General features: G+C 70.2%; 14 protein-coding genes and 1 tRNA gene. 1 reads left to right on the forward strand and 14 read right to left on the reverse strand.

Features of this window, described 5'->3' with window-relative positions; translation table 11 throughout:
* The first annotated feature begins 79 nt into the window (after positions 1-79).
* On the forward strand, positions 80-904 hold the full coding sequence (locus tag ACX80K_RS04405) for a ParA family protein (protein WP_459270623.1): 825 nt from the start codon (positions 80-82) through the stop codon (positions 902-904).
* 60 nt (positions 905-964) lie between these two features.
* Here the strand turns inward: ACX80K_RS04405 and ACX80K_RS04410 are convergent, their stop codons facing one another.
* The 14 genes from ACX80K_RS04410 to ACX80K_RS04475 all read right to left on the reverse strand — a co-directional run bounded on the left by ACX80K_RS04410 (position 965) and on the right by ACX80K_RS04475 (position 13,424).
* Entirely contained in the window at positions 965-1,552 is a 588-nt protein-coding gene (locus ACX80K_RS04410) for a MerR family transcriptional regulator (protein ID WP_459270624.1), read from the reverse strand.
* Between the two features lie 235 nt (positions 1,553-1,787).
* Positions 1,788-2,291: a bifunctional nuclease family protein gene (locus ACX80K_RS04415; protein WP_459270625.1), complete on the reverse strand. Its 504-nt coding sequence runs from the start codon at positions 2,289-2,291 to the stop codon at positions 1,788-1,790.
* A 10-nt stretch (positions 2,292-2,301) separates the two neighbouring features.
* Positions 2,302-3,045, reverse strand: coding sequence for a transcriptional regulator FtsR (gene ftsR, locus ACX80K_RS04420; protein ID WP_459270626.1), 744 nt, complete (start codon positions 3,043-3,045; stop codon positions 2,302-2,304).
* 8 nt (positions 3,046-3,053) lie between these two features.
* Positions 3,054-3,500 carry an FHA domain-containing protein gene (locus ACX80K_RS04425; protein ID WP_459270627.1) on the reverse strand — a complete coding sequence of 149 codons (447 nt, stop codon included), beginning with the start codon at positions 3,498-3,500 and terminating at the stop codon, positions 3,054-3,056.
* Positions 3,501-3,623: 123 nt separating this feature from the next.
* Positions 3,624-4,010 (reverse strand): glycine cleavage system protein GcvH, encoded by a 387-nt coding sequence (gene gcvH, locus ACX80K_RS04430; protein ID WP_104182228.1) that lies wholly within the window; start codon positions 4,008-4,010, stop codon positions 3,624-3,626.
* 196 nt (positions 4,011-4,206) lie between these two features.
* Positions 4,207-4,280: transfer RNA gene (locus tag ACX80K_RS04435), tRNA-Pro, on the reverse strand.
* 78 nt (positions 4,281-4,358) lie between these two features.
* On the reverse strand, positions 4,359-5,909 hold the full coding sequence (der, locus tag ACX80K_RS04440) for a ribosome biogenesis GTPase Der (protein WP_459270628.1): 1,551 nt from the start codon (positions 5,907-5,909) through the stop codon (positions 4,359-4,361).
* A gap of 82 nt (positions 5,910-5,991) precedes the next feature.
* On the reverse strand, positions 5,992-6,642 hold the full coding sequence (gene cmk / locus ACX80K_RS04445; protein WP_459270689.1) for a (d)CMP kinase: 651 nt from the start codon (positions 6,640-6,642) through the stop codon (positions 5,992-5,994).
* Between the two features lie 89 nt (positions 6,643-6,731).
* Positions 6,732-7,859, reverse strand: coding sequence for a prephenate dehydrogenase (locus ACX80K_RS04450; protein ID WP_459270629.1), 1,128 nt, complete (start codon positions 7,857-7,859; stop codon positions 6,732-6,734).
* Between the two features lie 3 nt (positions 7,860-7,862).
* The gene (locus ACX80K_RS04455; RefSeq protein WP_459270630.1) at positions 7,863-9,269 is read right to left on the reverse strand and encodes a pseudouridine synthase; all 1,407 of its coding nucleotides are present in this window, start codon (positions 9,267-9,269) and stop codon (positions 7,863-7,865) included.
* A 28-nt stretch (positions 9,270-9,297) separates the two neighbouring features.
* Complete coding sequence (gene scpB / locus ACX80K_RS04460; protein ID WP_459270631.1) at positions 9,298-9,975, reverse strand: SMC-Scp complex subunit ScpB; 678 nt, start codon at positions 9,973-9,975, stop codon at positions 9,298-9,300.
* The gene (locus ACX80K_RS04465; protein ID WP_459270632.1) at positions 9,968-10,804 is read right to left on the reverse strand and encodes a segregation and condensation protein A; all 837 of its coding nucleotides are present in this window, start codon (positions 10,802-10,804) and stop codon (positions 9,968-9,970) included. Before ACX80K_RS04465 ends, scpB begins: the two co-directional genes overlap by 8 nt.
* Positions 10,805-10,838: 34 nt before the next feature.
* On the reverse strand, positions 10,839-11,726 hold the full coding sequence (locus ACX80K_RS04470) for a ParA family protein (protein ID WP_104182236.1): 888 nt from the start codon (positions 11,724-11,726) through the stop codon (positions 10,839-10,841).
* 294 nt (positions 11,727-12,020) lie between these two features.
* A complete protein-coding gene (locus ACX80K_RS04475; RefSeq protein WP_459270633.1) occupies positions 12,021-13,424 on the reverse strand; it encodes a cation:dicarboxylate symporter family transporter in 1,404 nt (467 codons plus the stop codon).
* Positions 13,425-13,636: the final 212 nt, after the last annotated feature.

The following is a 13,636-nucleotide window of genomic DNA, read 5'->3' on the forward strand; positions in this document are numbered from 1 at the left end:
GTCACCCTATGATTGGTCGGGGATTCATCGGACAGCCGCGTGCCCCGGCGGCAGCCAGCGTTAGGTAGAGGTTCAACACGTGCAGGTAGTGAGCATCAGCAGTCTCAAAGGCGGCGTGGGCAAGACGTCGGTCACCCTGGGGCTGGCCTCGGCCGCACTGGCAGCGGGCATCCGCACGCTCGTCGTCGACCTCGACCCGCATGCCGATGCGACCACCGGGCTCGGTGTCCGCCCCTCCGGGCAGACCGACGTCGGGCGCCTCCTGAAGGACGCGAGGCGCGGCGATCTCGCCGCCAACGTCGTACCGAGCGGCTGGGTGGCGACGGCCGCGAGGCAGTCCCGCGGCGGGTCCGCCACGCTCGACGTGGCCATGGGATCGGCCCATTCCGGCATCTACGACAGGCCCGACCTCGGGCGCCGTGACCAGCGGCGGCTGTCCAGGCTGCTCTCCCGCGTGGAGGGCTACAGCCTCGTCCTGATCGACTGCCCGCCCTCCCTCAACGGCCTGACCCGCATCGCGTGGACCGCGAGCAACAGGGTCCTGCTCGTGGCCGAACCGGCCCTGTTCTCGGTGGCCGGGACGGAGCGGACCATGCGCGCGCTCGACCTGTTCCGCCAGGAGTTCGCGCCCGGCCTGCAGACCGCCGGCATCGTGGCGAACCGTGTGCGCCCGGCGTCCGTCGAGCACTCGTTCCGCCTCCGGGAGATGCGGCAGATGTTCGGCGACCTGCTGCTGAGCCCGGCCATCCCCGACCAGGCCGACTGGCAGCAGATCCAGGGCGCGGCCCATTCCGTGCACCACTGGCCCGGCGCCGCCGCGCAGCAGTCGGCGGCGTACTTCGACGAACTGCTCAGGAGCGTGACGGATGCGAACAGGATGCGGGACCGCAGCGCCAGGCGCTGAACGGGAGAGGACGCGGCCGGGAGGTTCGCGGAAGGCCGGCGGGTCGAGCCCGCGGAGGGGTTAGCTGATCTTGCGGGTGGCGCGGCGCTTGCTGAGCTCGTCGCCGGGGAAGTCCTGGTCGGTCGCGTGCTCGCTGGGCAGGGCGGCGAGGCTTCCCTCCACCTCGCGCCACACACGGCCGACGGCGATGCCGAACACGCCCTGCCCGCCCTGGACGAGGTCGATGACCTCGTCGGCCGAGGTGCACTCGTAGACGCTGGCGCCGTCGCTCATGAGGGTGATCTGGGCCAGGTCCTCGACGCCCCGCTCGCGCAGGTGCTCGACGGCGGTGCGGATCTGCTGGAGCGAGACCCCCGTGTCCAGGAGGCGTTTGACGACCTTGAGGACGAGGATGTCCCGGAACCCGTACAGGCGGTGCGTGCCGGAGCCGGAGGCGCCGCGGACGGCGGGCTCGACGAGCCCGGTGCGGGCCCAGTAGTCGAGCTGGCGGTAGGTGATGCCGGCGGCCTTGCAGGCCGTGGGTCCGCGGTAGCCGGCGTCCTCGTCGAGGACGGGGAGGTCTTCGGTGAACAGTAAGCCCTGGGCGCTTGCTGGGATGCCAGCGCCTGCCGGGCTGGTTGCCTTGCCGGCGTCACCCTTCGGACTCACGTGCTGCCTCCTCGTAGGGTTCCCGGGGAATTTGCTCGACAGGGCTGAACCTCAGGATGTGCACTCAAGTGTGCCCCGAGCCCCCCACGCACGCAACGGGAACTGTATTCTTCGACGTTAGATCGCGCGAGGGTCGAGGTCAAAGAGGCTGCCCCGCAACGGTCGGCGTGTCGTCGGCGGCTCGCCCTGACGGCGCTGGAACCGTCGTCCTGCCCACCGCCCGCGGTGCCGGGGCTCAGCGCTCGAAGTCCTCCGGCTCGACGTCGGCGAGGAACTCCCGGAACTGCAGGACCTCCTTCTCGGCCGTCTCCTCCGTGTCGCCCTCCTCCGTGTCCTCGGCGTCCGCGTCCGCGATCTCCACGCCGGCGACCGCCAGGACCTCGTCCGCGCAGTAGATGGGGCACGGCACGCGCAGGGCGACCGCCAGGGCGTCGGAGGCACGGGAACTCACCGTCACGCCGTCGCTGAAGACGAGCTGGGCGTGGTAGACGGTGTCCTCCACGGACGTGATGCGTACCTCGGTGATCCGCTTGCCGGCGGCTGCCACGACGTCGACCAGGAGGTCGTGCGTCATGGGACGCGGCGGCACGATGCCCTGCTGCACGAAGGCGATGGCACTGGCCTCGGGTGCCCCGATCCAGATGGGCAGGTGCCGCTCCCCCGAGGCCTCCCGCAGGAGGACCAGCGGCTGGTTGGACGGCAGCTCGATCCGAACGCCCACCACTTCTACTTCGATCACGGGAAGCCGCCTAACTGTCCATGCGGGCGATGTGGCTGTGCACCAGTGCGCTGTGCAGGCCCAGGCACAGTTCGCTGATCTCCCGGGCGGTCTCCGCGGCCCGCGCCTTCGACGCGACGTCCTTGCGGGATGCCACGGGCGCGACGACGCGCTCCACGAGCCCCAGTTCGCGGTCGGCGGCTGCGCGGAAGGGCCTCAGGTGCCGCGGCTCGATGCCGTGGCCCTCGAGTTGCAGGCAGGCCTTCGTGATCTTCAGGGCATGCTCGTCGAACCGGTTGTCCACGGCGGTGATGAGCCCGAAGCTCACGAGGTCGTCGACGAGCCTGCGCGGCGCTCCGGCCTCCGCGGCCAGTGTCTCGGCGGTCAGCCGCCGGCCGTGCCCGCTCAGTTCCCGGGAGAGCTGGTCGGAGACGATGCGGGGCGCGAGGGTCATCCCGCCCGGCAGGGAGGCAGGCCGCTCGCCGCGGTCGATCGCGTCGACGTAGTCCTTGATCACCTTCAGCGGCAGGTACTGGTCACGCTGCAGGGCGAGGACGAAGCGCAGGCGCTCGACGTCGTGCGCCGCGTACTTGCGGTAGCCGGCGCGCGTCCGCTGCGGGGAGATCAGGCCCTTCTCCTCCAGGAAGCGGATCTTCGACGCCGTCACCTGCGGGAACTCCTCCGCCAGCCCACGCAGGACCTCGCCGATGTTCAGGACACCGGCGGAACCTGGAGCGGCGCCGGCCGGGTGGCGGGCGGAGGAGGAGGCAGGCATGGACCGGGCTAGGCCTGTGCTGCCGTGGGCTGCGTGGACTGACCTGTCGTGGTGCGGGCGGCATAGAACGTCAGGCGGAACTTGCCGATCTGCACCTCGTTGCCGTTGCGCAGCGTGACGCTGTCCACCCGGTCGTTGTTGACGTACGTCCCATTGAGGCTGCGCGTGTCCACCACGATGAAGCCGTTGGGCGTCCGGCGGAACTCGGCGTGCTGGCGGGACACGGTCACGTCGTCCAGGAAGATGTCCGCGTTGGGGTGGCGTCCGGCCTTCGTGATCTCCTCGTCGAGGAGGAAGCGAGCCCCTGCGTTCGGTCCCGAGTGGGCGATCAGCAGCGCCGAACCGGCGGGCAGCGCGGCGACGGACGCCTGCTCCTCACGCGTCAGATGACGCTCCAGCTCGCTCAGGGCCGCCAGCGGCGGCATCCCGATCGTCGTTGTCTCAGGAGACGTCATGTGCGGCTCTTCTCCATTCACGCCAGGATTCACGTTGGACACCATCGGACTTTCCTCCCCTACTGCGTGGCACGGCTGAACGACTGCGATCCATGCCATCCCCGCTGCCTTCGCGGGGTAGGACTAGCCTACCTGCTGGGAGTAGTCGGCTGAACTCAGGAGCCCCTGCACGACGGACGGATCGGACACCTTGATCTCGAGGAGCCAGCCCTCGCCGTAGGGGTCGGAATTGATGAGCGAGGGATCGTCGTCGAGCGCCTCGTTGCGGGCGACGACCTGGCCGGTGACCGGGGCGTAGATGTCGCTGACGCTCTTCGTGGATTCGACCTCGCCGATCACGTCGGCTCCGGTGACGTCCGTGCCCTCCTCGGGCATCTGCACGTAGACCACGTCACCGAGGGCGTCCTGGGCGAAGTCGGTGATGCCGACGCGCACCGTCCCGTCGACGGCGAGCTCGCTGACCCACTCGTGCTCCGCGGTGTAGTAGAGGCCGTCGGGAATGTTGCTCATGGTTGCCTTTCGAACGCGCGGTCGTCGTCGGCGGCACCAGGGCCGTCCGGTACGGGTACTGGTCGAGTATAGGCATATCGGGAGGGCGCGTGATGCGCCTCTCACGCCGTCCGGGACCCCTCCGCGGGGCCGCTCCCGGGAATGCGAAAGGCCCGCTCCCGCCGGCGGAAAGCCGGTGAGAACGGGCCCTGCAGTGTCGGGATGACAGGATTTGAACCTGCGACCCCTTGACCCCCAGTCAAGTGCGCTACCAAGCTGCGCCACATCCCGATCGACCTGCTCGGCAGGCCAAACCACTCGGATAACGATACAGCATTCGCCGGGCGGATCCGCACACTGCCGGAGGTGTCAGCGCTTGCGGCTCCGCTTCTCGCGGACGCGCATGCTGACCTCGATGGGCGTGCCCTCGAAGCCGAACGTCTCCCGCAGGCGGCGCGTGATGAAGCGGCGGTAGCCGGGGTCGAGGAAGCCGGTGGTGAACAGCACGAACCGCGGCGGGCGGCTCGAGGCCTGCGTGCCGAAGAGGATGCGTGGCTGCTTCCCGCCGCGCACGGGGTGCGGGTGGGCGGCCACGAGCTCGCCGAGGAACGCATTGAGGCGGCCCGTGGGGATGCGTCGGTCCCAGGACTCGAGTGCGACGTCGAGCGCAGGCACCAGGCGGTCCTTGTGCCAGCCGGTGAGCGCCGAGATGTTCACGCGCGGCGCCCATTCCACGTGCGCGAGATCCTGCTCGATCTCACGCTCGAGGTACCGGCGACGCTCGTCGTCGAGCAGGTCCCACTTGTTGAACGCGAGCACGATGGCCCGTCCGGATTCGATCGCGAGGTTCAGGATGCGGATGTCCTGCTCGCTCAGCACCTCGTCGACGGCGAGGAGCACGACGGCGACCTCGGCCTTCTCGAGGGCGGACTGGGTCCGCAGCGACGCGTAGAAGTCCGCGCCCTGCTGCATGTGCACGCGGCGGCGGATGCCCGCCGTGTCGACGAAGCGCCAGGTGCGCCCGCCGAGCTCGATCATCTCGTCCACGGGGTCGCGCGTGGTGCCGGCCAGCGGGTCGACGACGACGCGGTCGGAGCCCGCGAGCTTGTTGAGCAGGGAGGACTTCCCCACGTTGGGGCGGCCGATCAGCGCGACGCGCCGGGGGCCGCCGGACCGCTCGATGCCGCCGTGCTCGGAGAACTCGGGGAGGATCTCGTTGACCTGGTCCAGCATGTCCGCGGTGCCGCGCCCGTGCAGGGCGGACACCGGCCAGGGCTGCCCGAAGCCGAGCCCCCACAGCGCGGAGGCGTCGGCCTCGTTCTGGATGTCGTCCACCTTGTTGGCCACGAGGATGACGGGCCGCTTCTTGCGGCGCAGCATGCGCACCACGGCCTCGTCGGTGGCGGTGGCACCGACGGTCGCGTCGACGACGAACAGCACCGCATCGGCCATGTCGACGGCGATCTCGGCCTGGTCGGCGACGCGTGCGGCGATGCCCTTGGCGTCCTGCTCCCAGCCACCGGTGTCCACGAGCGTGAAGTTCCGGCCGGACCACTGCGCCGGGTAGGACACCCGGTCACGCGTCACGCCGGGCGTGTCCTCGACGACGGCCTCGCGGCGTCCGAGGATCCTGTTCACCAGCGTGGACTTGCCGACGTTGGGGCGGCCGACGATGGCGAGCACGGGGTTGAGGCGCCCCTCCGCCTCGTCGACGTACTCCTCGTCCTGCCGGGCGAGGAGCGCGGCGTCCTCCTCGTCGAGCTCGTAGTCCTCGAGGCCGGCGCGCAGGGAGGCGGCACGCTGCTCGGCCTCGGCGTCGTCGAGGGTGTCCAGCAGCGCGCTGACCTGGTCCTCGCCCGTGGGCTCGTAGTCCTCGCCCGTTCCTGTGTCGGGTGCATCCGGCGAAAGGTTCTCGCTCATTGTTCTGTCCTTCGGTTGGGGCCGTCTCCCGACGGCGGTCCTGGTGGGCGCGGGGCCCTGAGTCGTTGACGTGCTGGTCCGGCTAGTGCGCCACGGTGCGCACGATGCCGAGGACCGCCGAGACGGTCTGCTCGAAGTCGAGGTCTGAGGAGTCGAGCGTGACGACGCCGTCGGCGGCCTGCTGGAAGTTCACGACGGCGGAGTCCTTCGCGTCCCGCTCCGTGACCTGGCGCCGGAGCTGGGCGTCGGACTGGGTGCCGCCGAGCTGGTCGCCGCGGCGTCGCAGCCGGGCCTCCTCGCTGGCCGTGAGGAGGATGCGCACCTCGGCGTCGGGGGCGACGACGGTGGTGATGTCACGCCCCTCCGCGACGATCCGGTGGCCGGCGCCGGCGATGAGCGCACGCTGGCGCCGGATCAGTTCGGCGCGGGCGCCCAGGGTCGTGGCGACGGCGCTCACCGCGGAGGAGACCTCCGGCTCGCGGATGGCGGACGTGACGTCGTCTCCCGCGATGGTGACCGATTCGCGGTCGGGGCTCGTGCTGATGAAGAGCTCGATGTCCCGTGCCGCGGCCTCCACGGCGGCGCCGTCGTGCAGGTCGGTCCCCGTCGCGATGCAGTGCAGCGTGACCGCCCGGTACATCGCCCCCGTGTCCAGGTAGGCCGCGCGGAGGCGGCGGGCGACCTCCCTGCTCACGCTCGACTTGCCGGATCCGGACGGGCCGTCGATGGCCACGACGAGGGATTTGCCGAGGCGGAACCCGGAGTAGGGGGACGGCGACGCCGTCCCGACGGAGCGCTGCGTGGTCCCTGCTGAAGCCTGCGTCACTGCACTACCTTCCAGCCCCGCTGCGTGAGGGACTCCGTCAATTCCTGCAGCCTGCCGGGCAGGACCGAGAGTTCGGCGAGGCCCAGCTCGCGTCCCGGTGAGTGTTCGAGCCTGAAGTCCTCGACGTTGATACCGGTGTGCCCGATCTCCGTCAGGAGCTTGGCGATCTGACCCGGCACGTCGTCGACGAGCACGGTCAGCCGCGCGAAGGAGTTTGGCGGCGTGCCGTGCTTGCCGGGGACGCGGGCCTGGCCCGCGTTCCCCTCGGACATCAGCTGGGCCATGTCGAGCCGCGCGCCGCCGGCCGTCGGGTCCTCGAGGGTGCCGATCAGCCGGTTCAGGTCGTCCCGCACCCCGTAGAGGATCTCCACGAGCCGGCCGGCGTTGGCGGACAGGATCTGGACCCACAGCCGGGGGTCGCTCGCCGCGATGCGCGTGACGTCCCGCAGCCCGTTGCCGGCGAGCGAGAGGGCCCGCGGCGGGGAGTCTTGCAGCCTGCTCGCGACGAGCGACGACACGACCTGCGGCAGGTGGGAGATCAGGGCGACGGCCTCGTCGTGTTCCTCGGCGGTCATGCGCGCGGGTACGGCACCGAGATCGACGGCGAGCGATTCCGCGCGGCGGACGGCCTCCGGGGCACTGCCGGCATGGGCGCAGAGCACCCAGGGAGCACCGGTGAAGAGCTCTGCGCGTGCCGCGACGGGACCGGACTTCTCGCGGCCCGCCATCGGATGGGTCCCCACGTAGCGGGGCGCATGCTCCGCCATGCCGGGAGTCGCGACGAGCTCGTGCAGGATCGCCTCCTTCACGCTGCAGATGTCCACGACGACGGCCCGCGGATGGGCCCGCAGGGCCTCGGCGACGACGCGTGCCGTGACGTCGGGCGGGGTCGCGACGACCACGAGTTCCGGGGACAGGTCCTCCCCCGCGGCCTGCGCGTCGCCGTGGAGCCGTCCGGCGCCGATGTCACGGGCGACCGCCTCCGTGGAGGGGGAACTGTCGGACAGGACGACGTCGATCCCGCGGGCGCGCAGGCCCAGCCCGATGCTCGCTCCCAGCAGGCCCGCCCCGATGATGAGGACGGGGCCCGTGAGGTGCGTGCCCTGGTCCGTGCGTGTGGTCATCGGCTAGAGGCCCACCGATGCCATCAGGTGCCCGACCTCCTGGCGCCCGAGCACGCGGATGCTGCCCTGGCGCTGGTCCCCGATCCGGATGGGGCCCACCTGGGTGCGCACAAGGCGCTCGACGGGGTGGCCGACGGCGTCGAACAGCCGGCGGACGATGCGGTTGCGGCCCGAGTGCAGGACTACCTCGACGAGGATGTGCCCGGGCGTGGAGTCGACGAGCTTGAAGGAGTCGACCTGCGCGAGGCCGTCCTCGAGCTCGATGCCCTCCTTCATCTGCGCACCGATGCCCTGCGCCATGGGGCCGCGGACCTGCACGAGGTAGGTCTTGGGGACCTCGTAGGACGGGTGCGTCAGCCGGTTGGTGAGTTCCCCGTCGTTGGTGAGCAGGAGCAGGCCCTCCGTCTCGGCGTCGAGCCGGCCCACATGGAAGAGCCGCTCGCTCTTGTCCTTGTTCTTCAGGAAGTCGCTGATGCAGCGGCGTCCCTCGGGGTCCTCCATGGTGGAGACGACGCCGCGGGGCTTGTTGAACACGTAGTACTTCAGGTGCTCGTTGAGCTGGAGCCGGATGCCGTCCACGTGGATGGCGGCCTCGGCGGGATCGACGCGCACGCCGAGTTCCGTCACGACGGTCCCGTCGACCTCCACGCGCCCGTCGAGGATCATCTCCTCGCACACGCGGCGCGATGCCACGCCCGCGAGGGCCATGATCTTCTGCAGGCGCACGCCCTCCGGATTGTGGACGTCGATCTCGTCCGCGGGACGGCTCGCACGCTTGGGCTTCGGCGCACGGACCGGGCCGAGGTTCTGGCCGAAGCGCTCGCGCCCGAAGGCCTTGGCTCCCGGCGGGGTCGGGCGTCCTCCGCCCTGTGCCCCGCCCTGTCCGCCGGAGCGCGCTCCCGGAGCCGCACCGGGCCGGCCGGGCTTGCTCCCTGGACGTCCTCCGGTCTTGGCGCCGAACCGGCCGGCAGGCGTACCGGCGGACGGGCGCCCTGCGGCTGCGCGGGCGCGGCCCTCGGCGGACTCGCGACGGTCGCCGCCTGCTGACGGGCGGCCCTCGCCGGAGCGGCCACCGGCGCGCTCACCGCGGTCGGAGAACGGGCGGCCCTCACCGGATGCGCGACGGTCGCCCCCTGCGAACGGGCGGCCCTCACCGGAACGGCCTGCGCCGCCCTGCCCGGGACGGCCACCGGTGCGCTCACCGCGGTCGGAGAACGGGCGGCCCTCACCGGATGCGCGACGGTCGCCGCCTGCTGACGGGCGGCCCTCGCCGGAACGGCCTGCGCCGCCCTGCCCGGAACTGCTGCGGGGTGAGGTCCCCCGGCCGCGGGCAGCGTCGGATGGACGGCCCGTCGACCCGCCGCGGCGCGGCGTGTTGCGTCCGGAACCGGATCCTGGCGGCTGTGTCATGTGGAGAAGTCCTTCGTGTAGGTCGTGCTCAGTACGTCGTTTCGTCATACTCCCCGAGGCTTTCGAGCCCTGGCAGGTGGGGAGCGATCCGGGGCAATTCGTCGACGCTGCCCAACCCCAATCTTTCCAGAAACAGGGAAGTGGTCCCATAGAGGACCGCTCCGGTCTCCGGATCGGTCTCCATCTCGACAACGAGGCCGCGCTGGAGCAGGGTACGGACCACGGAGTCGACGGTGACGCCCCGGATGGCGGAGACCCGGGCTCGGGACACGGGCTGGCGGTACGCGATGACCGTCAGGGTCTCGAGTGCTGCCTGCGAGAGCCGCGCGGACTGACCGTCGAGGACGAAGTCTGCGACGACGGAGGCGAAGTGCTTCCGGGAGAAGATGCGCCACCCGCCGGCGATGTTCCGCAGTTCGAAACCGCGTGGCGATGCGGGTTCGGTGCCCTGGGCGCCTGAGCCAGTATAGCCGTCGTACTCGTGCTGCAGTCCCACGAGGACGTCGTGCACCTGTCCGACGGGCCGGTCCAGCGCCGCCGCGAGCTGTCCGTCGGTCACGGGCCGGTCGGTGACCATGAGGATGGCCTCGACGGCACCACGGAGGCCTCCCGGCATCGCCTCGAGGGGAACGGCGTGCGTCGTCCCGGCGGACTCCCCGTCGGCCGGCTCCACGTCGGCGGCCCCTCCCGCATCGGTCTCATCCATGGAGCGCTCCTCCGCTGTGCACGAGGTCGGTGCCCGCGAGGTCGTTCACCGGATCGGCGGTCCACCGCTCGTCGTCCGCGCTCCAGCTCACCAGCAGCTCCGACAGCGGTGCCTGCTGGTCGAAGGAGACGGCGCCGTCCCGGAAGAGCTCCAGCAGGGCGAGGAACCGCACCACGAGCACCATCCGCGATCCGGCGTCCTCGGTCAGCTGCCGGAAGGAGAGAGGGCCTCTGCTCCGCAGCAGGTCCTGCACCACCAGCGCTTGGTCGCGCACGCTGACGGGCGGCGCGTGCAGGTGGCCGATCGCCACCTCGGCCGGCTGCTCCTGGCGCGGGGCGAGCAGCCTCGCCGCGAGCGCGGCGAGGTCCGCCGGGAAATGCTTCCAGACGAGCTCGGGCAGCAGGCTCGTGAAGGAGGGTTCGAGCGGTACGTCGCGTGCGTAGCGGGTGTCCTCCTCCTCGAGCCGGGCCGCGAGCCGGCGGGCCATCTCCTTGAAGGCCCTGTACTGCAGGAGCCGGGCGAACAGGAGATCACGCGCTTCCAGGAGGGCGATGTCCTCCTCGTCCTCGACGGCACCGGCCGGCAGCAGGCGGGCCGCCTTCAGGTCGAGGAGCGTGGCGGCGACCACGAGGAACTCGCTCGCCTCGTCGAGCCTCCACTCCCCCTCCGCGGCCTGGATGCGGCGGATGTGCGCGATGAACTCGTCCGTCACCTGCGCCAGGGCGATCTCCGTGATGTCGAGTTCGCGCCGCGAGATGAGGTTCAGCAGCAGGTCGAAGGGTCCGCTGAAGTTGGCCAGCTGCACCTCGAAGACCGTCTGGTCCGCCACTAGGGGTACCGGGCGGACCCGGAGGGGACGGGCACTAGGGCGCTCCGCCCCTGCTGATGAGCTCCCTCGCGAGACTGCGGTAGGCATCGGCGCCCGAGTGGTTCGCGGCGTAGGACGTGATGGGCTCGGCGGCCACGGTCGCGTCCGCGAACTTGATGGTGCGCTTGATGACGGTCTCGAAGACCTTGTCCCCGAAGGCCTCGACGAGGCGCGCGATCACTTCCCGGCTGTGCAGGGTCCTCGCGTCGTACATGGTCGCCAGCACGCCGTCGATCTGCAGCCGCGGGTTGAGGCGGTCCTGGACCTTCTCGATCGTCTCGACCAGCAGTGCCACAGCGCGCAGCGCGAAGAACTCGCAGATGAGCGGGATGATGACGCCGTGCGCGGCCGTGAGGGCGTTAACCGTGAGGAGCCCGAGGGACGGCTGGCAGTCGATGAGGATGACGTCGTAGTCGTCCGACACCTTCCGGAGCGCCCGGTCGAGGACCTGCTCGCGGGCGACCTCGTTGACCAGCTGCACCTCGGCCGCGGAGAGGTCGATGTTGGCGGGCAGCAGGTCGATGTTCTCGATCGCGGTGTGCTGGATGGCGTCCTGGATGGACACCTTGCGGTCCATCAGCACGTTGTACACCGTCACGTCGAGCTCGTGGGGGTTGGTGCCGAGGCCCGCGGACAGCGCGCCCTGGGGGTCGAAGTCCACGAGGAGCACCTTGCGGCCCGCTTCGGCGAGCGCCGCCCCGAGGTTGATGGTCGACGTCGTCTTCCCCACTCCACCCTTCTGGTTGACCATCGCGATCACCCTCGCCGGGCCGTGCGACTCGAGGATCCGGGGTTCAGGGAACTCCGTCACAGGGCGGCCGGTGGGGCCGAATCCCGCGTCCACTGCGCTGGGCAGAGTTGTGGAACCCTGTTCACTACTCACGTATTTCTCCACGCTTCCATCGAATTCGGTGCGGCCGGTCGCTGAACGGTGTCCGAGCGGCTTTTCTTCTAGTCAACGGTACAACGCCGGTGCCGACGGCCGCGAAGCGGGATGCCGGACGGTGCCGAGCCTTGAGCCTCCACCTGAGGTAGAACCTTCGCTCCGATCCACCCGACCGGGGCGGCCCGCTCAGGAACGGACGACCGGGAACGGACGACCGGGAACGGACGACGGCGGCGGACCTGTGTCCAGGGTTGCCGCCGTCGTCGGCTCGACGTGCTCGGTTCCCGAGCGTCAGTGGGCGCTGGTGCCGCGGACCGCCGCGTCGGTCCTCGCCTCGGCGCCGGCCTCGACGTCGTCGTTGTCGAAGCGGTGATCGGTGGCCATCGTGGCCTCGTCGAAGGGCAGGCGTCCCTCGAGGACCTCGTCCACGCGGGCCCGGTCGATCTCCTTGGTCCAGGTGCCGATGAGCACGGTGGCCACGGCGTTCCCGGTGAAGTTCGTCAGTGCACGCGCCTCGGACATGAAGCGGTCGATGCCGACGATCAGGCCGACACCGTCCACCAGGTCGGGGCGGTGCGACTGGAGGCCGCCGGCGAGGGTCGCCAGGCCGGCACCCGTGACGCCTGCGGCACCCTTCGAGGCGATGATCATGAAGATCAGCAGGGAGATCTGCTCACCCAGGGCCAGCGGCTTTCCGAGCGCCTCGGCGACGAAGAGCGCCGCCATGGTGAGGTAGATCGCCGTGCCGTCAAGGTTGAACGAATAACCCGTGGGGACGGTGATGCCGACGACGGGCTTGGAGACACCGACGTGCTCCATCTTCGCGATCAGGCGGGGCAGTGCCGCCTCGGAGGAGGAGGTGCTGAAGATCAGCAGGTACTCCCGGCCCAGGTACTTCATCAGCTTGAAGATGTTGACGCCGGTCACGATCTTCAGGAGTCCGCCCAGGATGACGACGATGAACAGGGCGCAGGTGATGTAGAAGGCGATCATGAGGGTCGCCATGCTGATGATCGCCTGCACGCCGGTCTCCCCGACGACGGCGGCGATGGCACCGAAGGCGCCGATCGGCGCCAGCCACATGATCATGATGAGGATGCGGAACACGAGGGCTTGGATGTGGCCGATGCCGCGGAGGATCGGCGTACCGGCGGAGCCCATCTTCTGCAGCGCGAAGCCGACGAGCAGTGCGACGAACAGGGTCTGCAGGATGCTGGGTCCGGTCAGGGCGGACAGGAGCGTGGTCGGGATGATGCTCAGCAGGAATCCGACGGTGCCCTCGGGTGCGCCCTCGGCGGTGGCGGGGAGCTCGTACGTCGACGATGAGATGTCCAGGCCTTCGCCCGGGTTGATGAGGTTGCCGACCACGAGGCCGATGCCGAGCGCGAAGGTCGACATGACCATGAAGTAGCCGAGGGCGAGGCCGCCGACCTTGCCCACCGTCGCCGCCTTCGCGATGGACCCGACGCCCAGCACGATGGTGCAGAAGATGATCGGGGCGATCATCATCTTGATGAGGTTGATGAACCCGGTCCCGATCGGCTTGAGCGCCTTGGCGAACTCGGGAGCGGCGAGGCCCAGGATCGCGCCGAGGACGACGGCGACGATGACCGCGATGTAGAGGAAGTGGGTCTTGTCGACCCTCTTGCGGGGTTGCGCGGGTCCGGTCTCGGACCGCGACGATGCGATGGCCATGTGTTCTCCTTGGTGTCCGCTGCCCGGGGGCGCCGGCGGCGAAGGTCGTTCTTCGCCGGAGGGGTCTCACCAGGAGCGTAGTGTTGTTGTGATCCTCTTCATCATGGCAGTGGGAGTGACCGGGATCACCATTGAGTTCATACTGGTCACGGTCCCGCTAACCTGCACGTCGCTCCCGTGGCGGGCCGACGGGAACAGGAAGGAGCGGGATC

It is taken from the genome of Arthrobacter sorbitolis, from assembly GCF_054510995.1.